Annotated in this window: 19 protein-coding genes; 14 read left to right on the top strand and 5 right to left on the bottom strand. The window is 37.7% G+C overall.

Features of this window, described 5'->3' with window-relative positions:
- Positions 1-186 precede the first annotated feature (186 nt).
- Positions 187-558, top strand: coding sequence for a helix-turn-helix domain-containing protein (locus tag ODE14_RS09690; RefSeq protein WP_318173648.1), 372 nt, complete (start codon positions 187-189; stop codon positions 556-558).
- A gap of 312 nt (positions 559-870) precedes the next feature.
- Here ODE14_RS09690 and ODE14_RS09685 read toward each other — a convergent pair whose 3' ends face one another.
- From ODE14_RS09685 to ODE14_RS09675, 3 genes are all read right to left on the bottom strand, one after another.
- Positions 871-2,034 carry a hypothetical protein gene (locus ODE14_RS09685; protein WP_263601304.1) on the bottom strand — a complete coding sequence of 388 codons (1,164 nt, stop codon included), beginning with the start codon at positions 2,032-2,034 and terminating at the stop codon, positions 871-873.
- Positions 2,035-2,223: 189 nt separating this feature from the next.
- The gene (locus tag ODE14_RS09680) at positions 2,224-3,438 is read right to left on the bottom strand and encodes a hypothetical protein (RefSeq protein ID WP_263601303.1); all 1,215 of its coding nucleotides are present in this window, start codon (positions 3,436-3,438) and stop codon (positions 2,224-2,226) included.
- Between the two features lie 24 nt (positions 3,439-3,462).
- Positions 3,463-5,931: a TonB-dependent receptor domain-containing protein gene (locus tag ODE14_RS09675; RefSeq protein WP_263601302.1), complete on the bottom strand. Its 2,469-nt coding sequence runs from the start codon at positions 5,929-5,931 to the stop codon at positions 3,463-3,465.
- A gap of 188 nt (positions 5,932-6,119) precedes the next feature.
- Between ODE14_RS09675 and ODE14_RS09670 the strand changes: the two genes are divergently transcribed.
- From ODE14_RS09670 to ODE14_RS09655, 4 genes are all read left to right on the top strand, one after another.
- Entirely contained in the window at positions 6,120-6,797 is a 678-nt protein-coding gene (locus ODE14_RS09670) for a response regulator (RefSeq protein ID WP_072885369.1), read from the top strand.
- Positions 6,798-6,847: 50 nt separating this feature from the next.
- Positions 6,848-7,879 (top strand): sensor histidine kinase, encoded by a 1,032-nt coding sequence (locus ODE14_RS09665; RefSeq protein WP_248391569.1) that lies wholly within the window; start codon positions 6,848-6,850, stop codon positions 7,877-7,879.
- Between the two features lie 130 nt (positions 7,880-8,009).
- On the top strand, positions 8,010-8,603 hold the full coding sequence (locus ODE14_RS09660; RefSeq protein ID WP_248391571.1) for a plasmid pRiA4b ORF-3 family protein: 594 nt from the start codon (positions 8,010-8,012) through the stop codon (positions 8,601-8,603).
- 465 nt (positions 8,604-9,068) lie between these two features.
- Positions 9,069-10,418: an alpha-amylase family glycosyl hydrolase gene (locus ODE14_RS09655; RefSeq protein WP_263601301.1), complete on the top strand. Its 1,350-nt coding sequence runs from the start codon at positions 9,069-9,071 to the stop codon at positions 10,416-10,418.
- A 60-nt stretch (positions 10,419-10,478) separates the two neighbouring features.
- On the opposite strand, the gene ODE14_RS09650 is transcribed toward ODE14_RS09655, so the two are convergent.
- Complete coding sequence (locus ODE14_RS09650; RefSeq protein ID WP_263601300.1) at positions 10,479-12,020, bottom strand: hypothetical protein; 1,542 nt, start codon at positions 12,018-12,020, stop codon at positions 10,479-10,481.
- Between the two features lie 256 nt (positions 12,021-12,276).
- Here ODE14_RS09650 and ODE14_RS09645 point away from each other — a divergent pair, with 256 nt between their 5' ends.
- The 8 genes from ODE14_RS09645 (at position 12,277) to ODE14_RS09610 (ending at position 21,252) form a co-directional block, all read left to right on the top strand.
- Positions 12,277-12,717: a hypothetical protein gene (locus ODE14_RS09645; RefSeq protein ID WP_263601299.1), complete on the top strand. Its 441-nt coding sequence runs from the start codon at positions 12,277-12,279 to the stop codon at positions 12,715-12,717.
- Positions 12,718-12,851: 134 nt separating this feature from the next.
- Positions 12,852-13,601: an SDR family NAD(P)-dependent oxidoreductase gene (locus ODE14_RS09640; protein ID WP_263601298.1), complete on the top strand. Its 750-nt coding sequence runs from the start codon at positions 12,852-12,854 to the stop codon at positions 13,599-13,601.
- 105 nt (positions 13,602-13,706) lie between these two features.
- Entirely contained in the window at positions 13,707-14,501 is a 795-nt protein-coding gene (locus ODE14_RS09635; RefSeq protein WP_263601297.1) for a thymidylate synthase, read from the top strand.
- A gap of 181 nt (positions 14,502-14,682) precedes the next feature.
- Positions 14,683-16,002 carry a serine hydrolase domain-containing protein gene (locus ODE14_RS09630; protein ID WP_263601296.1) on the top strand — a complete coding sequence of 440 codons (1,320 nt, stop codon included), beginning with the start codon at positions 14,683-14,685 and terminating at the stop codon, positions 16,000-16,002.
- Between the two features lie 4 nt (positions 16,003-16,006).
- Complete coding sequence (locus tag ODE14_RS09625) at positions 16,007-16,225, top strand: hypothetical protein (RefSeq protein ID WP_248391585.1); 219 nt, start codon at positions 16,007-16,009, stop codon at positions 16,223-16,225.
- 12 nt (positions 16,226-16,237) lie between these two features.
- Positions 16,238-18,748, top strand: coding sequence for a M1 family metallopeptidase (locus ODE14_RS09620; protein WP_263601295.1), 2,511 nt, complete (start codon positions 16,238-16,240; stop codon positions 18,746-18,748).
- 174 nt (positions 18,749-18,922) lie between these two features.
- Positions 18,923-19,756 (top strand): T9SS type A sorting domain-containing protein, encoded by an 834-nt coding sequence (locus ODE14_RS09615; RefSeq protein ID WP_263601294.1) that lies wholly within the window; start codon positions 18,923-18,925, stop codon positions 19,754-19,756.
- A 167-nt stretch (positions 19,757-19,923) separates the two neighbouring features.
- Positions 19,924-21,252 carry a hydroxymethylglutaryl-CoA synthase family protein gene (locus ODE14_RS09610; protein ID WP_263601293.1) on the top strand — a complete coding sequence of 443 codons (1,329 nt, stop codon included), beginning with the start codon at positions 19,924-19,926 and terminating at the stop codon, positions 21,250-21,252.
- Positions 21,253-21,465: 213 nt separating this feature from the next.
- Here the strand turns inward: ODE14_RS09610 and ODE14_RS09605 are convergent, their stop codons facing one another.
- On the bottom strand, positions 21,466-22,395 hold the full coding sequence (locus ODE14_RS09605) for an AraC family transcriptional regulator (RefSeq protein WP_263601292.1): 930 nt from the start codon (positions 22,393-22,395) through the stop codon (positions 21,466-21,468).
- A 181-nt stretch (positions 22,396-22,576) separates the two neighbouring features.
- On the opposite strand from ODE14_RS09605, the gene ODE14_RS09600 reads away from it, so the two are divergent.
- Entirely contained in the window at positions 22,577-24,106 is a 1,530-nt protein-coding gene (locus ODE14_RS09600; RefSeq protein ID WP_263601291.1) for an aldehyde dehydrogenase family protein, read from the top strand.
- The last annotated feature ends 166 nt before the right edge of the window (positions 24,107-24,272 follow it).

Raw genomic sequence — 24,272 nt, 5'->3', positions numbered from 1 at the left:
AGAATTTTTAATTAATAAATTGTTTGCTTATACTGAATTACGTACTTCAAAAAGCTTTTAATGTTATCAATATTGATTTATCAAATATCTAAAAAAGATTAGTAACACATATGAGATATATTTGCGATTTTTTTGCAATTATTTTGTACAATTTGCGCAAATTTTCAGATATTTGTAAAAAACATTATGATGGTGTATGAAAAACTAAGGAATATTAGAAAACAAAAAGGTATATCCCAGAAGAATATGGCAAAAATATTATCGACAGATACGTCAAATTATTCTCGTAAAGAAAGAGGTGAGACAAAAATTTTCAATGATGAATGGGAGAAAATAGCAGCAGCTCTGGAAGTTCCTGTAGAAGAAATTCAAGAAAATTCAAGAAATTTGATCAGAAACGAAAATTCAACTTTCAATGATAACTCGGGAAATTATAACAAGTATTACTCATTTTCTGAACATGTAAATGATTATATAACTTTGTTGAAAGAACAGAATGAAATGTTAAAAGAGGAAAATTTAAGATTAAAAAAGGAACTTGAAACTTTAAAGAAATAATTAATAATAAAAGGATGAGGTTAAACTTCATCCTTTTTTATTTAATGCTGCATATAGCTGATGTTGTTTTAGGGGTTCCGACAGGTTATTCAACGTGTATTTTGATATTCGAAACCTCGTAGATGACGTTCGTGAAACCGGCAATGAAGTATTATACATCTCGGCAGGGATACATTATAATTTCGGATCTATTTTTAAAAGGGCTGGCAATGTTTATTACATATCTGTGGCGTTTTTTACAGGTTCTGAAAGATTATTCAAAGCAGCGGCACCGGATCTTCCGGTGCCGCTGCCATTATTATTTAAACAAATTTATTGTAGGGTAGACCATCCAATTGCCCAGGCCGGGCTCGCCAGCTTGTTTCCTGCACCGGTAGCATCAGATTTTTCGGTGTACGTTGATGGCAGAATGGTTACCGTGGAACCATCGGTTGCTTTCGCTGTCATTTTGTTGGTAACATTGGTATCAAAAAAGACATTCTGGATTTTGCTCTGCCCATTGATATAGGTTACCGTGGAATTATTTTCAAGGCTGAAACCGTCTGTCCAGTTAGAAAGCACTACATTGTCAAAATTGGCATATGTTCCTGAATACAGTCTTATTGCCTGCGATTCTCCTGATGTCCCGCCAAGAATGGTAACATTTTTAATAATCGGATTAGACCTTGGAGAGGCATCTGCGTTTGTTGCATTATTGAGTCCTTTGATCCCGGTATTTCCTGTACCGCTGGTTCTTCTTTTGGTATAGAGATTGGTAGCAGTTCCTATCCATCCGTCTGTCCAGACAAAGGCATCGTCTGCATTGCTGATGGAAACAATATTGGAAATATTTACTGTTCCGCCATACATTTGGATCCCGTCTTCAGCGCCATTTACAACGGCTATATTTTCAACTTTCGTATCACTTCCTACACCATACAGTGACAGGCCATTGAAGTTTTTATCGGTAGCGTAGCTGATTCCTGCGTTTTCAATTCTCACATACGTTAATGATCCCGAATTGTCTGTAGCAGCTGTTCCGCCATACGAAGCATTTCCAACTTCGGAAGTAGCTGTTGTACCGGTATTGATGGGTGCTCTGCCACATATCATGACGCCTCCCCATGTTCCTGCAGCCGCTGCCGAGGAATTGAATGTTACGGGAGATGCCGGGGTTCCATTAGCAAAGATCTGTCCGCCCTGTTCTATTACAACATAGGATTCTGCTCCTGCTGTAGCCACGATTCTTGTTCCTGCCGGAATCACAAGCTTACCACCGGATTTCACCCGTACTGCTCCATTGAGTACATACACTTTTGTCGCATCAAGAGTAACCACCTGGCCATCGGTAACCTCACCTTTGAAATTTGCCGGATCCTGTGCAATTCCCACCACTTCAATGGTGGCTGTGTCTTCATCTTCCGAACATGAGTGGATGATGGATGAAAAGCTTATAACGGCAGCTGCAATGAAGAGCTTCAGATAGTTTTTTCTCATAATATTGTAAGGTTATTATGCTTAATGGAGTTTTTAAATGCTGTTTTATTTCAGAAGACCAAATTACCATTTTTCTCTGTATTTCCATAATCCGGATCAGCAGAAATACAGATTTATTCAATAAACACAAAACGGCACCGGAAAAATTCCGATGCCGTTTTTTTTAATTTGATATGATAAAACTAATTACTAATTCATAGCATCTGTTACGTCGAAGCTGGAAAGGCCAGTCCACCCTTTAGCCCAATCTGGTAAAGCTGTTCCGCTACCTGCACCTGTTGCAGATGTATTTTCAGTGTATACAGAACTGATATCTACGGCTGTACCGGCAGTATTTTTAGCTTTAGATTTTGTAGCAACATTTACAAATCTCAGGTTTTTGATGTAAGAACCACCCTGGAACCATGTTAAAGTTCTGTCTGTTTCGAAATCAAGACCTGTTGAATAGTTTGCCAAAACGATGTTGTCAAACTGACCGTTAGATCCTGCTCTTACTTTCATGCCCTGAGATTCAGATCCTCCCGTGTTTCCTAAGAACGTGGCGTTGTTGATGACAGGATTAGAAGCACCGTTTCCGAAAGTAGTGTTCGGGTTTGTATCCTGAGTATCTGCTTCAATACCTCTGTTTCCTGGTTCTGCAGCGGTTTGATATGCTTTCATTCTGGCAGCGTAAATGTAATTTACAGTACCTCTGTATCCTTCAGTCCAGTCGAAAGAATCATCACCCACACCTGTTACAACAATGTGATCAAGGTTTGCGTTTCCTCCGAAACATTCAATACCATCATCAGCACCTACAGTTACGTATACATAAGAAATTGTAGTTCCGCTGCCCACTCCGAAAAGAGAAAGTCCGTTAAATTCTTTTTCAGGATTATATTTGAATCCGCTGTCTTTAATAATAAGATACTTAATAATACCTGAATTATCAGCTGTGTTTGTTCCTCCGTACGTTAAATCACCCAATTCTGAAGTTGATGTTCCGGATGAAGTTCTGTTACTAGGAGCATTTCCTAAGATAACAATACCCCCCCAGTGTCCTTGTTTGTGGGCAGTACCCTCAAAAACAACCGGGTTTGAAGCAGTACCGTTTACAAAGATTTTACCACCTCTGTCTACGATTAAATAATTGGCACCTTCTGCTACAGTAATTCTTGTTCCTGCAGGGATGATAAGGCTTGCACCGTTCTCAACCATTAATTTACCGGTGATGGTATATACTTTTGAAGGGTCTAATGTTACGGTAGTTCCCGCAGCAATATTTCCTTTAAAGTTGCTTGGATCGATGGTAGAAATTGTTTCTGTAGAGTCGTCGTCATCAGAATTGCTACAAGAAACGGCTACTGATGAAAATGCTCCAACTAATGAAAAGAAAAGAGCTGCTTTTAAGATTGTTTTTTTCATAACTTTTATAGATTTTTATTTTTATTAAAATTTATACGACAGGTTTAATCCTAACTGACGACCTTTTGTATAGTCTTTGTGGATGAAGGTCTGCGTGGTATTTTCCTGCTCAATTTTGAAGTGAGGATTCAATAAATTTTTTGCAGAAATCCCGATACCGATTTTGTTTAATGTGAAACTTAAATTCATATCAAGAATCTCTCTGGGTACTTCATAAAAATTTCCGATAAATCCTGTTCCCACGGAATAAAGACTTCTTCCGATGTGTGAATAAGAAACTACAAAATCTAAACTGTTTACATTATTCCATTTGTAGTTGTATCCTAAGTTTACGTTGGCAATAAGATCTGCAACTCCCTGGATTTTATCTTTTTCAGTATTGAATACAATGGTTTTGCCTCCGTTTTCTTTTGCAATTTCGTTCTCAGATTTAAATTCCTGTTCAGAATGCATGTAAGTAGCATTAAGGAATGTATAAATTTTAGAGTCATTCCAGGAATAAAGGTCTTTTCTGAATTCGGCTTCCGCTCCTACAATATACCCCCAATCTGAAATGTTGAAATATGTCATGTCACTTGGAGCCGAACTAGCATAGCTTGTTCTTGCAATGGCATTCTGGATGTATTTTCCAAAAGCTGTAACTGAAATAACCTCACCGGATCTTGGGAATAATTCCCACTTAAGGTCTGCATTGTAATTGTCGGACGGATTAAGGAACTGGTTACCGTAGGTATTCGTTGTTACATCATAGTAAGCAATAGGAATAATTTCTTTTGCCTGAGGTAATGTATATGATTTGGAGAAGGCAAATCTCAAATTCTGCTTGTCGTTGATGCTGTATTTCGCGTTCAAGGCAGGTAAGAATTTGTTGTATTGCTTGTTCTTTTTACCATCCTGTGCAATGGGATCCAGCCATTTCATCTGCATGTCGATATAATCAAAACGGCCACCAACCTGGATGATAAATTTATCTGAAAGGGTAATATCCACATTGGCTAAACCGGACTGGATATTCTGCTTTGCAGTATAATAAAAAGGATTGAATAATTTATCAGTTGGCTGGAAAGTGATATAGGAGAATAATGAATTGTTTCCTGCATTGATATATCCGTCGATATTATTAGGATCTACCGGTACTACATTGCTGAAGTTCATTCCAATGGTAGTATTTTCAAATTTTCTGTCCTTATACTGTCCGTCATATCCTACGGTTACTTTGAATTTTTCAAACGTTTTGGTAAGATAAGCGTGTCCTAATACTGTATTGTCTTTCAGTTCATCAAAATACCTGTGGTTGTTGATGGCGCTTCCTGCAATGAGCTGAGAGTTTGTGGCATCAATGGTATTCTGAAGACGGTCCGGCCTTTTACTGTTCAGCATATTGTAACCTAAAGCCCAGTCTGCAGACCATGTGTCTCCCAATTTATGGGTTCCTAATAACTGGTTTACCCATGTGGTTGTGATCTTGTTATCACCACGGTTGATAATCACATTTCTGTCTACATCATAGGAATATCCTTTATAAATTTTCGCTGACTGGTCAGACGAGTGGATATAGTTTGAGGTAAAGCTTATTTTATGGTTGGCATTAATTTTATATCCTAAGTTTACTAGAGCTGTAGTATTGGTTTTATAATTAAAACGCTGTACGTCTGTGTAGTTCTTACTCGGCGTATTGTCAAAGAAGTAGTACCCTTCCTGTCCCTGGCTGTATTCATAAGAGTTTTCAAATCCGGCATAAGCAAATAAGGAAAGCTTTCCGAAAGTAGCACCCCCTTCAATATTCATATCTGTGTTGAAAGGATTTTGTGCATTTTTAAAATTCCATGTCGTCTGGAAAGGATATTTCTGATAAGGATTTCCTTTGGTAAAAGTGGTTTCCTTATATCCGAAGAATCCCGGAGCACCGTCCTGCACTTTGAAATCTTTTTTGTCAAATGTCTGAAGGTTAATACTGCTTCCCAAACCTATTTTGAAATAAGGCTTTCCTGAATGCTCTCTGGAAACGATATTTACATTCGCTCCACCAAAGTCTCCAAGCATTTTCGGGTTGTACACTTTATCTAACGAAATATATTCAATCATTGACGTCTTAAAGATCTCAAGATTGATGTTTTTGTATTCCGGATCGTCGGAAGGAATTGGCAATCCGTTTAATGTAGTACTGTTATATCTGTCACCAAGACCTCTTACGAAAATTTGTCCGCTTCCTTCTTGTTTAGTGGTTCCGGTAGCTTTGGTTACAGCTGTTGCTGCATCACCGACCCCTTGTTTTGCAAGCTGTACAGAACCTACACGTTCAATTACTTCTACAGATTTTTTTTGCAAATTGATAAGATTGGCTTCAGTTCCTTTTTTAGTAGATCCTTTAATGACTACACCTTCGATTTTTTTCTCTTTCTTTAGGGTGTCGTTCGTGGTCTCTTGAGCGTAAAGTACAGTTCCCGATGTTGTTAAAAACAAAACTGCGATACTCAGTTTTCTAAAATTCATTTCTTTTTTACTATATAACTTTCGGTGCAAAGGAAGAAAGAATCTGTGGGGTAAATGGTTTAGGGAAATTTAATTTTTTCTTAACTAAACATTAAGAAAAAGATATTATTGTTAACTTTATGTGAACGATGTTCCTTTTATTAAACTGTGATTAAAATATTATTAACTTTGACGCGTAAAAATTAGAAATGAACCAAAAGAAAATCCTCTTAATAGACGATGAATTGGATATTTTAGAGATTCTGTCTTACAATCTGGAAAAGGAAGGCTATGATATCTATACGGCCACAAATGGTAACGAAGGTATCGATAAAGCCAAAGAAATTGTTCCCGATCTTATACTATTGGATGTCATGATGCCGGAGAAAGACGGTATTGAAACATGTCAGGAACTTCGTAAGATTAAGGAACTTCAGAAAACACTGATCGTTTTTCTTTCAGCAAGAAGCGAAGAATTCTCTCAGCTGGCAGGTTTTCAGGCAGGAGCAAACGATTATATCGTAAAGCTTATCAAACCGAAAATCCTTATTTCTAAAGTAAATGCTTTATTACAGCTTACTTCTCAGGTTTCGGACAATTCCAAGCTTATTGAGATCGGTGATCTGATCATTGATAAAGACAATTTCAGAGTATCGAAAAGCGGGCAGCAGTTTCTGCTTCCGAAAAAGGAGTTTGATCTTCTTTACTTACTTGCTTCCAATACGGAGAAAGTATTCAAAAGAGAAGAAATCCTGGAAAAGGTGTGGGGAAATGACGTGATCGTGGGAGAGAGAACGATTGACGTACATATCAGAAGATTAAGAGAAAAATTAGGAATCAACACGATTCAGACTTTAAAAGGGATTGGGTATAAACTTATTGTTTAATACTCAATTTCATTTTCTTACCTTTACATCAACCCATAAAAATTGTAAAATTGAAATTTTACAGACTTACCCTTGTAGCCTCTTGTCTTCTGACATTGGTGATGTTTCTTTTAGTAATCATTTTCGATTCGCTAAAAGACATGTATTACAGTACACCTTTCTTTAAGATTGGTCTTTTCATTTGCCTTATTTTTATCTTTATCATTAATTATATTGTTTTGGAGCTGCTGTTCAATTACTATGGTAAAAAACAGGTCCGCGGACTTTCGCTGCTGTTACCTCAGGAGATTGTTCACGATGATGCCGAAAACATTACCATCAAAGAACTTGGAGAAAGATTTTCAGATTTAAATCAGAAAAAGGTTACTGAGCTGGACATGATGAAGGAAATGGAAAGCTATCGTAAGGAATATATAGGAAACGTTTCTCATGAGCTTAAAACGCCTTTATTTTCCATCCAGGGGTATGTGGAAACCCTGCGGGATGGCGGAGTAGACAACCTTACCATCCGCGACAAATACCTGGAGAGAATTGATAAGTCGGTAGAAAGGCTTATTGCCATCGTTACCGATCTTGATATGATTAACCGTCTGGAGGCAGGAGAAATAAATCTTAACGTTTCAAAATTTGACGTCAACCTTCTTATCAGGGAAATTTTTGACCTCCTTGATCTTGAAGCTGAAAAGCACAATGCTACCATGCAGATTCAGACCCTCCATCCGCAGATTTTTGTAGAGGCGGATAAACAGAAGATTTCGCAGGTTTTTATCAACCTTATTTCCAATGCCATCCATTATGCCAACAGGCAGGAAGCAAAAGTAGTGGTAAAAACGAACATTCTGAAAAATAAAGTCCTGATTGAAGTTATCGACAATGGAATGGGGATCAAAGCAGAAAGTCTTCCAAGGATTTTTGAAAGATTTTACCGTGTGGAAACCAGCCGCAGCAGGAGAGAAGGTGGTTCAGGATTAGGATTGGCCATCGTAAAGCATATTCTGGAAGCTCATAATGAAAATATCACGGTTGAAAGCGTATACCTTGAAGGAACGAAATTCAGTTTTATGCTTGAAAAAAGTAAATAATTTTTGCAAAATGTAAGGAAAAAAAATATTTTAAAAAATCCTGAAATATTTTTTTGTCACATCTCATTTATTTTATATTTGCAACAGAGATTTATCATAATAACAAAGGCAAAAAAGTAATTTTAAACTGATGGTTTACAAAATCCGCGTAATATTAGATGCGAAAGAAGATATTTTCCGGGATATCGAAGTTAAAGGAAAACAGACGCTATGGAACTTACATTTAGGAATTAAAAGTGCGTTCAGCTTGCAGGGAGACGAGCTTTCAGCTTTTAATTTACTGGAAGAAGACGGAACGATCGTAAAAAGTGTTCCGTTGGAAGATATGAGTGACGATGGCGATGGAGAGATTATGTCGGATGTTTACATCGATGAAGCTTTCGAAAATAAAGGTGATAAAGCTCAGTTTCAGTACGGACTTCTCGATCTTTGGGAATTTTTCTGCGAATTGATCGAAATTATAGATGAAACAAAAGGCGTAAATTACCCGATTACCGTATACCGATTCGGAAACGTGCCTTTAAAAGCACCAAGCAAAAGCGGAACGGGAGGGTCTAAAAAGAAATCTGCCATGCCGTTGCTGGATGATGATTTCAGCTTCGAAGATGATTTTGCCGTTAGTGGTAATTTTGAAGATGAAGACGACGATAATTTCGATGATGAGGAAGAAGAAGATTACAATGACGATGTTTTTGATGATGAAGACAACGATGACGAAAGATAATAAATATACAGCCCTGAAATTCAGGGCTTTTTTATTGCCAAAATTTTCGGAATCTTATTGATATTTCCAGTCTGGTCTTTACTTTAAGGATAATTTGATATTAAGATCTTTTATTTGAAGCTTTTTGACTTCGTCGAATTGTATTATTGATATTTTTTAAAGGAGCTATTTGATTACATCGAAAAGCAATATATATTTTATTGGAAGCTATTTCCTGCTCTCCGCACTCGCTATTTTTAATTTTTCGGCGACGGCGACAGCCGCGCTGAAAAATTAAAAATGAGCTCAGACAAAGCTGCGATCAGGGCTAGGGCAGTCGACATGAAAAAATTAATACTGTTAAAAAATCAATGAAGCGGGATTTTAATCGTCTGAACTGAAAGTGAAATGTTCTGCATTCTAAAATTAGACATCCACAATTCTCTTATTCCAATCACAATTGTTATTTTTGTTAAAAGAGAAATAATGAAAAAATTAATTCTATTAACGATAATGGGCTTGGGAATCGTTTCCTGTGCCACTCAAAATACAACAAGAAAAATGACGGAACAGCCTAAAGAATGGAAGCACACCACCAATATTTATGAAGTTAATGTAAGACAATATACAAAAGAAGGAACATTCAAAGCCTTTGAAAAGGAAATGCCGAGACTAAAAGCGATGGGTGTGAAAACCCTTTGGTTTATGCCGGTTACTCCCATTGCACAGCAAAACAAAAAAGGAAGCCTGGGAAGTCAGTATGCCGCGGCAGATTACACATCTATCAATCCCGAGTTCGGAACAATGGATGATTTTAAGCATATGGTAAACGAAGCTCATCGTTTGGGATTTAAAGTCATCATCGACTGGGTAGCGAATCATACAGGATGGGATCACGTCTGGACAAAAACACATCCCGAATTTTATCTGAAAGATCCTGATGGAAGTTTTCACCGTGCATCAGGAATGGATGATATCATAGAACTGGATTATAAAAATCAGGAAATGAGGCTCGCAATGATTGATGCCATGAAATTCTGGATCCGTGAAACCGATATTGACGGTTTCCGTTGTGATCTTGCCTCTTGGGTTGAAGTAGATTTCTGGCAGCAGGCACGTCCTGAAGTTGAAAAAATAAAGCCGCTCTTCTGGATTGGGGAATATGATGAACTCGAAAACCCGGAATATGGAAAAGTCTTTGATGCAAGCTATTCATGGAAGTGGATGCACAAATCAGAAGACTATTATAAGAAAAATCTGCCCATACAGGAACTGAAAGATCTTCTTATACAATACTCCAATATCGGAGATGGTTCTATGAGAGCCTGGTTTACCTCCAATCACGACGAAAACTCATGGAACGGTACCGAATATGAAAAATATGGTGTGATCACCAAGCCAATGGCAGTCTTTTCTGCAACATGGAACGGAATTCCTTTGCTCTACTCCGGACAGGAACTTCCCAATATGAAAAGACTTGAATTCTTTGAAAAAGATCCTATAGAATGGACTAATAATTACCAGATGGCAGAGTTTTATAAGACTTTATTAAACCTTAAATCATCAAATCCTGCTTTAAGAGGCGGAGACCCTAATGTCGGAACCTATCTTCTGAATACAACTGCTAATGATAAAGTATTTGCATACCTAAGAAAAAACAGTAATCATGAAGTCTTGGTTGTTTTAAATATGTCAAAAGATCCTGTTGACTTCAATATTGAAGACGAGCATCTGTCCGGATCATTCAAAAATGTTTTCACCAAGATGAACAGAGATTTTCAGGAAGGGAAGCACTTTAATTTCCAACCCGGCGATTATGCTGTTTTTGAAAAGTAATTCATATAAAAATCTCCGCATGGACAGGCGGAGATTTTTTTGTAGAGAATGATTGGTTATCTATAGAGCAACCAGCTGTACATTATCAATAGCCCAAAGTTCAGAAGAGGCATTATTTCTTAAGCCAATTCTTATACGGAGCTGGCTCGAGTTTGGAATTCCCGTCACCGATAGCTTTGTTATTGCCTGGGTTCCGGTAAACGTAATCCCTGAAGAAGTTGAGGTGTTAGAAGAGCTAACATTAAGATTTGATGAAGAGTAACTGTTGGTGCCCGTGCCTGTGCCTGTAAATGCCCATCTTACATTTGAGCCGGTTGAAGAATTTCCTCCAAGTAGCGTAAGTTTGGTTGCATACGTTGCTCCGCCGTCAGTACTTATTTCTACCGACACAAGATCACTGCTTTCCATTCCGTTGGTAGTACTTGCTATGGAAAATGCTGCCACATCAAAACTGAAAGTAATATTATTGGTATAGCTTGACGCATCTACGGTGTTAAATTCAACATAGGTACTTGTCACTGTACCGGTCGTTGAATTAGAGTATCCATAACCTCTTGACCCTGTTGAAAATAAAGGGGACGAAGCCGGTGCATCTCCGCTTGCTGCTGTTGTCCCTGAAGTGAAGTTTAAGCCTCCTGTAAAAAATCCTGAGGTTGTATAATTTACTATATCACCTGTCTCAAATCCTTGTGAAAAAATAGTACCTGTTGTCAGATTTATTACAGGCCCTTTAAATGCAGAACCTGCTTCTGCACCCGTTGTTGTACCTGATATTGCAATAGGGGTGACATAGAATTTAATATATTTTCCAACATCACCGGGTCCTACAGCGTATGTAATTCCATTTGCCCCTGCTATTGTTGTTTCGTTAGTTCCTGATGCATCATCAGAACGTGTCCATCTGAAAGTGGAAGTTCCCTGTGCATTTCCTTCGGCATCATTGTAAGTATAGTTTCCGGTAAGAGTTTGGCCCTGTATTGCATTTCCTGAAATTGTTACACCAGTAGCAACAGGAGCCTGGTTTGCGCCAACAGGCCCGCCCCACGCAGAACATTTTTGTATGCCAGGTGAAGCCCCAACTAATGAACCTGGAGTTACACAGACCTGAATGAATTTATTAAGGTCCGAAGCGCCCGTGGTATAATTTTGAGAGGTAGCAGAACCAATCGTAGCAATATTACTACCTGTTGCATCATCTGCTCTTCTCCATACGAAAGTCGTTGCATTGTCAGGATTACTTTCCGCATCAGAGAATGTATAATTCCCTGTAAGTACAGAACCTATAGTATAATTTCCACCGATGGTTACATTGGTCGCAGAAGGAACGGTATTAATTTCTTCATAACCCAGGTTTTGCCATTTTGTTCCGTCCCATCCAATAAAAGCCTTTTTATCTTTATCAAAAACAACAAGACCCTCACTTGCCGTACTGGAGAGGTTGTTGGCCGCAGCAGTAGTAATTCTTGGTAAAAGAAGTCCTTTTGTATCTGAATTAAGATCCAATAGCGAAGATGGATGTGGTGTTTGTGTATTTATCCCTACCTGAGCTAAAGCCATGCACGAATAAATAGCTGATATTACAATAATTAATTTTTTTTTCATAGTGTTCTTATTAAAATTAACAGGTTTTATAAATGATTGTCTTTTTTTGAATTGATTATTTTATTAAAAATGATAAACATTAGTCAAATTTAGAAAATTTTCAAATAGTAGTGATAAAAATATTTTTATGTTAAATGTCTGTATTTCAAAGACCACAAAATGTACTGTGCTGAATAAGTCTACCGGAAAAAGCGGCATTAAATTTTTAAAATTAATTATTAATACATTTGGGTAATTATGTGAAATGAATTCAGTTATGGATAAATCAAAATTATTAGATATCATAAAAAATAAACTTATAGATAAAATTCAGAAATTTGAACAGCTGATCGAAGATACCCGTGCTTCAAACAATGATACTAAAAGTTCAATGGGCGACAAATATGAAACCGGCAGAGAAATGCTCCAGCAGGAAATTAATAATCTGCAGAGACAGTTGAATGAAACGCTGAATCAGCAGGCCTTGCTACAAAAAATAAGCCCCGAATCTTGCTCAAAAGTACAAAGCGGGGCGTTGGTAGAGACTGAAAAAGGTTTGTTTTATATTGTTGCTTCCATAGGAGAAGTAATTTGTGATAACCGTAAAGTAATGACCGTTTCAGGAGAGTCCCCATTAGCTAAATCAATGGCAGGATTAAGTAACGGACAAAGTTTTTCTCTGAACAGCATTACTCAGACTATTAAGCAGATTTGGTAAACGCCGGATAAGTGTTTTCTTGTTTAAATAATATTTAACCATAATTTAAGAAAATTTTATTGCTTACTTTAGAAGCAATACCGGTATTTTGTCGTAAATTGTGGTATCAATTATCACCAATTAATAAAATCAATATGGGAATTTTAGACAACAAAGTAGCACTTGTTACAGGAGCAGGATCCGGAATCGGATTAGCTGTTGCTCATTCGTATGCGAGAGAAGGAGCCAAAGTTATTGTATCCGATATTAATGAAGATCACGGTAACAAAGCAGTCGGAGACATCAAAGCACAAGGCGGGGAAGCGTCTTTTGTAAAAGCAGATACTTCAAACCCTGAAGAAGTGGAAGCTTTAGTAAAAAGAACAGTAGAAATCTACGGAAGACTTGATATTGCATGTAATAATGCGGGAATCGGTGGCGAACAGGCGCTGGCAGGCGATTACGGTCTCGACAGCTGGCGAAAAGTATTAAGCATAAATCTTGATGGCGTATTCTACGGGTGCAAATATGAGTTAGAACAAATGGAAAAAAATGGGGGCGGAGTTATTGTGAATATGGCCTCTATTCATGGTACTGTTGCTGCACCGCTTTCCTCAGCCTACACTTCTGCAAAGCACGCAGTGGTAGGGCTTACTAAAAATATAGGAGCAGAATACGGACAGAAAAATATCCGTTGCAATGCGGTGGGGCCTGCATATATTGAAACCCCGCTGTTGGAAAGTCTGACAAAGGAAATGAAGGAAGCACTGATCTCAAAACATCCGATGGGAAGACTGGGAAAACCTGAAGAAGTAGCAGAACTGGTGTTATTCCTGAGTTCAGAAAAATCATCTTTTATGACGGGAGGCTATTATCTTGTAGATGGTGGCTATACGGCAGTTTAATACAATTTGATTTTCAGCAATAGAAAGCGTCCATCAAAATGGATGCTTTTTTCATATAATTTCGGAATACTTTCTTTAAATTTGAACCTTAAAATTCTTTTTCAGATGCAGAACTATTTAGATCTTTTACAGTATATTTTAGATAACGGAACTGATAAAACCGACAGGACGGGAACCGGCACAAGAAGCGTCTTCGGATATCAGCTGAGATATGACCTTTCTAAAGGCTTTCCTTTGGTAACGACGAAAAAAGTACATCTGAAATCTATAATTTATGAATTGCTCTGGTTTCTGAAAGGCGATACCAATGTTAAATATCTTAAAAATAACGGAGTATCCATCTGGGATGAATGGGCCGATGAAAACGGAAATCTCGGACCTGTTTACGGAGCACAGTGGAGAAGCTGGAACGGCGCGGACGGTAAAGTGATCGACCAGATTACGGACGTGGTTGATCAGATCAAAAAAAATCCGGATTCCAGAAGATTAATTGTTTCTGCATGGAACGTTGCAGAAATCCCGAATATGGCTCTGGCTCCGTGTCATGCTCTATTCCAGTTTTATGTAGCGGATGGAAAATTATCTTTACAGCTTTATCAGAGAAGCGCTGATGTCTTTTTGGGAGTTCCTTTTAATATTGCAAGCTATGCGTTATTGCTGATGATGGTAGCACAGGTTTGTGATCTCGAAGTAGGAGATTATGTGCATACTTTTGGAGATGTTCATATTTATAACAATCATTTTGAACAGGTTCATAAACAGCTTTCCAGAGAGCCGCGAGCGCTTCCAACAATGAAGCTTAATCCGCAAATTAAAGACTTATTTGATTTTGATTTTGAAGATTTTACGCTGGAAAATTATGATCCGCATCCGGGAATAAAGGCTCCCGTAGCAATTTAATTTAATGAAGATTTTAATCTTAGCAGTCCTTTACTACAAGAATAGAAAAAACCAGGAGCTTACAGATGGGCTCTTATATCAAATTTCAATGCAATAAAAAATAAACCAAGTGAAGTGTAAAACTTCACTTTTTTTGTAACATCTCCTGAAAATTTTCAACTTATCCGGTAAATCTCAAGATATGTTTAAAAAGCTACTTTTTCTTTCAGCAATGGGTATTTCAGGTATGGTTTTCTCCCAGAATACGGTGAAAGATAAAATGTCCAATTATCTGGATTCTCTGTTTGTACACCATAAAATAATGGGAAGTTTTGCACTGGCAGAAGATAATCGGCCTACCTTTATAAAAGTAGTCGGATTTGCAGATGCAGAAAAAAATCAGAAGGCCAACGTAAATACGCAATATCGTATAGGCTCAATCAGTAAAACTTTTACCGCAGTTCTGATCATGAAAGCGGTTGAAGATAAAAAGATCTCTTTAGACAAAAAGCTTTCGGATTTTTATCCGGAAATTGGTAATGCAGATAAAATTACCATCGAACATTTACTGCAGCACAGAACAGGAATTCATAATTTAACGGATGAAGCCGAATTTTTACAATATTATACTCAGCCTCACACAGGAAATGATCTGGTAAATATCATTAAAAAATATAAAAGTGACTTTGAGCCGGGTTCAAAATATGAATACAGCAATTCAAACTTTATTTTACTGGGATTAATTCTTAAAAAAATCTATAAAAAAACGTACGCAGAATTAATTAAAGATAAAATTGCAAAACCATTAAAACTGACTTTAACAAGCGTTGGAGGAAAGATTGATACTTCAAAAAATCAGGCGAAATCCTATCAGTATTCTGGCGGAAGTTATATCGCAGCACCTGAAACGGATATGAGCATTCCGATTGGAGCAGGAAATATCATTTCGACTCCAAGAGAACTTTTAATCTTTATTCTAGGTCTGGAACAGGGAAAACTCATTAAAAAAGAAAACGTTGATAAAATGAAACATTTTATTAATGATTACGGATATGGCCTTGTGAAATTCCCATTTGAAAAGTATACAGGATTTGGACATAACGGCGCCATTGACGGTTTCAGATCAGAGCTGGTATACTTTCCTGAATTGAAAACAGCGGTTAGTTTTACAGTCAATCAACAGGATATGGATTCCGATGAAATTTTTTCAAGAATGATGGCCGTTGCAACCGGAAAAGATTTTGAGATCCCCAATTTTAAGACGATAACCATTCCGGAAAACATACTTCAGAAATACGCCGGAACATACGCTTCTGTTGGAGTACCTGTGAAAATTGCTATCTTTATTCAGGATAAAAAACTGATGGCGCAGGCAACCGGACAAAGCGCATTTCCTCTCGAAGCAACTTCTGTCACAAACTTTAAATGTGATATGTACGGAATAGAAATCAATTTTTATCCCGAAAAAAATCAGTTCATCATCATGCAGGGAGAATCCAAAAACACATTCACAAAAGAATAAAACAATGAAATATTTAAAAATAAATATTGAAAAAAATGCAGACATCGAAGTCCTGAAAACGGTTATCCTTCAATTAAAAGGTGTAGATTCAGCAGAAATTATCGACGACGAAAATCCCGAAAGTGAACTTAAAAAAGCCTTTGCGAAAACAAAAGAACAGTTCAAAAAAGGAGATTACGAAACGTTAGTTAATGATATTTTTGATATTTTAACCAAGAAATAATTTTTAATCATAATGAAAAAAGCCATTTTATCGATCGCTCTTTTAGGAATTTTCTTTTCCACCAATGTAGCGGCACAAACCGAAACTTCAGGAAGAGAAAAAGTCTACCGGGCTACTCATACCAAAGTAACTGAACTTAAACATACCAAACTTAAAGTAAATTTCGATTATCAGAAAGAGCAGATGAACGGTGAAGAATGGCTCACCGCATCACCGTTTTTTTACCCTTCCAACGAACTCACGCTCGATGCCAAAGGAATGCTGATTCATGAAGTAGCATTAGAATCGAATGGTAAAAAATCTCCGTTAAAATATGATTATAAGGACGATATTCTTAAAATCACTTTAGATAAAACCTACCAGAAAAACCAGGATTACACGGTTTATATTAAATATACTTCCCGTCCAAACGAAGTGAAGCAGGAAGGAAGCGCTGCTATCAATGATGCAAAAGGATTGTACTTTATCAATGCACAAGGCAAAGATCCAGATATGCCTACCCAGATATGGACGCAGGGCGAAACAGAATCTTCTTCAGCATGGTTTCCTACCATTGATAAACCCAATCAGAAGACTACTCAGGAAATCTACATGACGGTTCCTGACAAATATGTTACGCTTTCAAACGGTATCCTGAAAGATTCTCAAAAAGAATCAAACGGCCTGAGAACGGATCATTGGGTGATGGATATAAGACATTCTACCTACCTGTTTTTCATGGGTGTGGGAGAATATGCTGTTGTAAAAGATAAATGGAGAAACATTCCTGTAGATTATTATATTGAAAAAGAATATGAACCGTATGCAAAGCAGATCTACGGAAATACGCCGGAAATGATCGAGTTTTTCTCTAAAAAACTGGGTTACGATTATCCTTGGGCCAAATATGCACAGATTTCCGGGAGAAACTACGTCAGCGGCGCAATGGAAAATACAACGGCCACTCTTCACGGAAGTGATATCCTGCAGAAACCCGGGCAATTAATTGATGAAAACACCTGGGAAGATACCATTGCCCATGAATTGTTTCACCATTGGTTTGGTGATCTTGTCACAGCGGAAAGCTGGAGCAATCTTACGGTAAACGAATCTTTTGCCAACTATTCGGAGTATCTATGGAATGAATTTAAGTATGGAAAAGATCAGGCAGACTATCATCAGATGACAGATGTGAATATGTACATCCACAATCCAACTGATTTTAAAAAGAATCTTGTACGATTTGACTACGCTTCCCGCGAAGATGTTTTCGACCTCGTGACCTATCAGAAAGGAGGAGGAATACTTCACATGCTCAGAAACTATCTTGGCGATGAGGCTTTCTTTGCCGGAATGCAGGATTATCTTAAAACCAACGAATATCAGAATGCCGAAGCTCATCAGCTGAGACTTTCATTCGAAAAAGTTTCCGGAAAAGATCTGAATTGGTTCTTCAATCAATGGTATTTCGGTAGTGGAAACCCGAAAATAAATTATTCCTACACTTTCGAACCTGTTAAAAAGCAAGTTGCAGTGACCATTGAGCAGACGCAGGAACAGCCGTTCCAGTTTCCTCTGGCCATTGATGTTTACGAAAATGGAAAACCTAAAAGATATAACGTTTGGGTAAATGCGGAAGTTAAAAATACATTCAACTTTGATGTTTCTAAAAATGCAGATCTTGTCAACATTAATGCAGACGGCGTTTTACTGGCAGAAATCAACGATACCAAAACACCTGACCAGTATCTGATGCAGTTTACGGGATCTAAAGAATTCAAAAGCAGATACAATGCTTTAAATGGTATTAAAGATCAGGTCGGAAAAAATCCTGCAGCAACTAAATTATTGTCGGCAGCAATCAAAGATCCTTACTTCAGAACAAGGATAAAAGCGTTACAGCTTATGGATCTTTCCAATGCAGAGCAATTGAAGGCTTTAGGCTCAGATGTTGAAAAATTAGCTTCTAACGATCCTAAGACACTGGTTCAGGCGGCAGCTATTTCAGCATTGGCAAAAACAAAGGATAAAAAGTACATGCCGATATTTGAAAAAGGAATTAATGCGGTCTCCAATGCCGTAAAAGGAAGTTCTGTGGGAGCTATTGTTGCTATTGATCCGTCAAAAGCTGCGGCATATGCTGATAAAATTGATTTAGAAGGAGCTTCGGAAACACTGGCTGCACAAATGCTTCCGATTATTGTAAAGAATAAAGTTACTTCCCAAATGGCCAATATTGCGCAGTTTGCAGCGTTTTATCCTTTTATCAAATTCCAGAATCCTGAACTTGGAAAATCTGCAGAAGAAGGATTCAACTGGATTATGACCTCAGACAATGTAAAAGCTACAGAAAGCATCACGAAAATTCTTGGTCAGGCAAAAGGACAGATTGGTGAAAACCCTCAGGTAAAAATGATGATAAGCCAAATGCTGAAAGATGGTCTGAATAAAAAAATGGAGCTTTTAAAACAGAATCCTCAAAGTGCCGCAAGCATTAATAAACAGATCGATCTGCTGAATAAAGCGATTGAAGATTTTAAATAATGTTCAGGTAAACTTTATAATATTATAATGATGATAACCGCTATTTTATAATAGCGGTTATTTTATTGGTTAAACGATTTTAATTAAATTTTATATGTTAAATTTTTAATATTTTTGATTTATTTGTTTTTATATCATAATTTTGTTATTGAATTAACATTAAAATAATTGCTAATGAAAACAAATCTACTTTCTGAAAAAATTAAAAACCGATATGTATTTTCGGCTTTAACCATTTTTTCCGCTATTGGGCTTCATGCTCAAATTTCAACATTTCCCTGGACGGAAACTTTTGAAGACAATTCTCCTACCAGATCAGGCTGGACTCAGGTTTATGAAACAAACAACATGTCCTGGACATTCGCATCTTCTGCAACCACAGGAAGTAATGGAATAACAGCGTTTGCCGGAACAAAATTTGCCAATTTTCCGGCGAATTCTTCCGGGGCAGACAAAACAAAGCTTGTAACCCCGCCATTGAACAGTTCGGTGCTCACTTCGCCCAGACTAAGCTTTTATCTTATCAATCCGCAACAGGGATCGAATGCGAACTGGGTAAGAATTTACTACCGGATGTCAGCGTCTGATTCATGGAATATGGTGATGGGATTTCAGCCGCCTTTTAATTCCTGGTACTTCTTTGCCAACGTTAATCTTCCTCCCAATCTTTATCAGGTTGCCATAGAATGTGAAAATGCACAGGGATATTCTACATTGATTGATAATTTTACGATTACCAATGATGTTTTAGGGGTGAATGATGTAAAGGTTTCTCCGAAATCATCGATTAATTATTATCCGAACCCTGTTAATGATGTTTTGCATTATCAGGCAATAGATAAGGTACACGAAATGACCATTTATGACGCGAACGGAAGAAGAATTCAGACGCATACAGTAAATACTGAACAGGGAGATATAGATATTTCTACTTTGAGTAATGGGATATATATTATTTCAGGAAAAACTGATAAAGGAACAGAATCGTTTAAGATCATTAAAAATTAATTTATTTCTCATGGTATAAAAAGATATATAGTTAATAATTTACATCAGGACATCTCATCACGGGATGTCTTTTTTTCATATTAAAATAAGAAAATTGACGAAATTTAGGTAAAATCATATTTGATTAAACGTTTACATTTTTTAAATTCGTATTAAATTAAAAGAATATGACTTTCGGAATTGAAGCGGCAAGTTACCATGTGCCCTCATTATATTTGGAAATTAAAGATTTAGCGGAAAAAAGAGGAATTGAACCTGCAAAACTGGAAAAAGGTCTGGGCTTGCATAAAATGGGATTCCCGGATGTGCATGAAGATGCGGCAACATTTGCTGCAGAAGCCTTATTAAAACTGATTAAAGATTACCATATTAATCCAAAAGACATTGCAAGAATTTATCTGGGGACAGAAAGCGCCCTCGATGCGGCAAAGCCAACAGCTTCCTACGCGATGCAGATGATAGAAAAGGTGATGGAGGAAGAATTTGGAGAAAGGTGTTTTAAAAACTGTGATGTGGTGGATCTCACCTTCGCCTGTATCGGGGCAGTAGACGCATTTCACAATTCTTTAGACTTTGTAAGAGTAAATCCGGATAAAAAAGCAGTTGTTATCGCCAGCGATTATGCAAAATATGAACTGGCTTCTTCCGGTGAATACACGCAGGGTGGTGGAGCGGTCGCTGTTTTGGTTTCTTCAAAACCGGATTTAATTGAATTTGAAAACAATTGGGGAGTGGCGACAGAATCTGTCTTTGACTTCTTCAAGCCGAGACGTCATTTCAAAAAAGAAAATCTGAACAATGCTCCCGAAAGTTTCCCGGAAAAAATTGAAATTTTTACGGATGAACCAGTTTTCGACGGGCAATATTCCAATCAGTGTTATCAGGACAGAATCAGGGAAGCGTACAACCATTATAAAGAAATTACCGGGAAAAATAAACCGTATGAACACTGGAAATATCTGATTTTCCATCTTCCGTACGCATTTCACGGTAAAAGGGTTTTTACGGAGATTTACAGTCTGGAAAACGGACTATCCTACGAAACGCCTGAAGAGCAAAAAGCAGTCGCAAAATCAGAAGCGTATATTCAGTTTATTAATGATAAAATTGAAAAATCACAGCGTGCTTCCTCAGAAATCGGAAATATGTACACAGCATCCATTTTTATGGCTTTGCTTTCTGCATTACAGACTTCTTTTAATGAAAATGAAGAATTAACCGGAAAGGAAATTGGCTTTTTAGGATATGGAAGCGGTTCCAAATCGAAAGTTTTTGCCGGGAAAGTTTCAGCAAACTGGAAAAACGTAGTTTCAAAATGGGATGTATTTGAAGAATTAAAAAGCAGAACAGCCATCAATTTTGAAACCTATGAAAAGCTTCACAGAAAGCAGCTGGAAAATTCTGTTAATGAAAATTACAAAGGGTTCGGATTAAAATATGTGGAATTGGAAAACCCGGTCTTAAAAGGAGCAAGATATTATCATTATCAAAAATAGAAGGGCTTCTTAAGTAAGGATAATTTGAAATTTGTCATTCTGAGGGACGAAGAATCTGTTTAAATTAATTATTTGAGATTCTTCATTATATTCAGAATGACTTTTTTTAGATGGGCTTTTTTATAACCAGAAAAATAACAATAATAAAAAGCAGAATACAAAGATTAATAATCAAGTTAGCTTTTCTGCTTACTTTTACGCCAAATAGGGATATCATTCAAAAATATCTAAGGTATTTCTATCCTGATAACTTTTCGGCGTAACCCCTACCAGCTGCTTAAAAACTCTTGTAAAATAATTAGTATCCGAAAAGCCGGTCTGAAAAGCGGTTTCTTTAATGCTGTTCCTGCTTTTCAGTAACTCTTTTGCCCTGCTGATTCTTTCCTGGAGAATAAATTCATTTGGGGAAGTTCCCAGCTCATCCTTAAACATCCTGAAGAAATTCGATTTACTCACATATGCCAGTTTTGCAATGCTTTCAATAGAGAGTTTCTGATGAAGGTTTTTCCGGATATAATCTACCGCAAAACTGATTCTGGATCTGTTTTTTGCAATATTTTTCTCTACCATGCTTCTTGCCTGGGTCTGCATCAAACGGATCAGAAGTTCTTTCAAAGCAAAATCAGCCATAATATCTTTCTGTGAATTATCATCCATGGCAATACGCATAATATTGTTTGTGGCGGAAGCTAAAGACTGATTGTTGAAAAGAAAATATTCATCAAGTTCAATATTCCACTGTGAAGTTTCATCCGTTTTCGGCAGGTGATAATTAAGATGATTAAGAGATTTTTCTATAAATTCGGGATTCAGGCTCAGGGAAATGCATTGAGATGGCGTTTCGTCTGCTTCCGGAAAATCAATGATCATGGTTTCGCCCGGAGCTACCAGAACAGATTCTCCTGGATAGTAATCAAAATAGCCGGTTTTATTATCAAGCTTCATGTGTTTTTTTCCGCGAAGCATTGCCGTAAAGGCAATTGTTTCAAAATGCAGTTTTACATCAAAAGCGGCTTTATGTGTTTCATAGATACTGAATTCACAATTGTTCAGATTGAATTTGGTCTGATTTTCAACCATGCTTAAAAGCTGGTTTTCCTTTTTCAATTCAGGAGTTTTCAGTAAAAATTTGTGATCATTCATTTCTAAACAATTTATGTTTACACGTATCTCAAATATAAGAAAATATGGTATCTGCTGAATGTTAATGAATTATAAAATTATTATTCTGTACGATTTTGAAGCTTTTTTGTACGATTATGCTATTCAAATCTCAAATGTAGGTGTAATTTGGCTATTAAGAAAAATTAAAAATTGTACAAATATGAGCACTACAACACAACAACAATCAGACACATTACTTCAATGGCCTGAATTCAAAAAGAGATATGATAATTATATCAATGGTCAGTTCACGGCACCGGTAAACGGAGAGTACTTCGATGTTGTATCGCCGGTGGACGGGAAAAAGTTTACACAGGCTGCCCATTCTTCAAAAGAAGATCTGGAGATGGCTGTTAATGCTGCGGAAAAAGCATTTCAGACCTGGAAAGATACTTCATCAACAGAAAGAAGTGTTATTTTGAATAAAATTGCCGACAGGATTGAGCAGAACCTGGAATACATCGCAACCGTTGAAACCATTGACAACGGTAAGGCGGTAAGAGAAACGCTCGCGGCAGATATTCCTTTGGCAATTGATCATTTCAGATATTTCGCTTCGGTGATCAGAGCGGAAGAAGGTTCTCATAATGAATTGGACAAAGATACCGTTTCCCTTATCGTTCACGAACCACTGGGCGTTATTGCACAGATTATACCGTGGAATTTCCCGATTCTCATGGCGGTTTGGAAACTGGCTCCGGCATTGGCAGCCGGAAACTGCGTTGTACTTAAGCCCGCGGAAAGCACTCCGGTTTCTATCATGGTTTTGATGGAAATTATAGGAGATCTCCTTCCTCCGGGTGTTGTAAATATTGTCAACGGTTTCGGCGCAGAATTGGGAAGGGCATTGGTGACCAATCCGAAAGTTTCTAAAGCCGCATTTACAGGATCTACCGCAACTGGTCGTCTGGTTATGCAGTATGCAACGGAAAACATTATTCCCGTAACATTAGAATTAGGCGGGAAATCACCAAACGTTTTTTTCAATTCTGTAATGGATGCCGATGATGAGTTTTTGGATAAAGCCATTGAAGGAGCAGTTCTTTTTGCACTGAACCAGGGAGAAATCTGTACATGTCCGTCAAGATTGCTTGTTCAGGAAGATATTGCGGATGCCTTTATTGCGAAAGTGATTGAAAGAGTAAAAGCGATTAAGGTCGGGAATCCGTTGGATAAAACCGTAATGATGGGCGCACAGGCGTCGCAGATCCAGAAAGATAAGATTCTTTCCTATATCAAACTTGGAAAAGAAGAAGGTGCGGAAGTGCTCGTTGGTGGTGATGTCAACAATGTTGGAGAAGGACTTGAAGATGGCTATTATATTCAGCCTACAATTTTCAAAGGCAATAACAGGATGAGAATTTTCCAGGAAGAAATTTTCGGGCCGGTGCTGGCTTTTACAACCTTCAAAGACGAAGAAGAAGCCGTTAAAATTGCCAATGATACGATTTACGGACTGGGAGCAGGAGTCTGGACGAGAGATGCACATCAGCTGTATACTATTCCGCGTCAGATCCAGGCGGGAAGAGTCTGGGTAAACCAGTATCACTCTTACCCTGCAGGAGCGCCTTTTGGGGGCTACAAACAATCCGGAATCGGAAGGGAAAACCACAAAATGATGCTGGATCATTACCGTCAGACTAAAAATATGCTGATCTCGTACAACAAAAACAAACTAGGATTTTTTTAATTTTAAATAATAGGGCGTGCCCGTTTGCCCCGGCTTCAGCCGGAGCAAAACGGTCGGGCTATCCAGGGCTGCACTTCGTTTCGGTGCTCCGCTTCGCTCCGCACCGGCTCGTTCCTCGCCGCCCTTCCTATCCCTCACGCAATGATTCGTTGTCTTGTACATATTT

Source organism: Chryseobacterium sp. PET-29 (assembly GCF_025736815.1).
Classification (GTDB): domain Bacteria; phylum Bacteroidota; class Bacteroidia; order Flavobacteriales; family Weeksellaceae; genus Chryseobacterium; species Chryseobacterium nepalense.
Note: the sequence above shows the minus strand (reverse complement) of the source record. Positions and strands in the feature narration are given on the sequence as shown.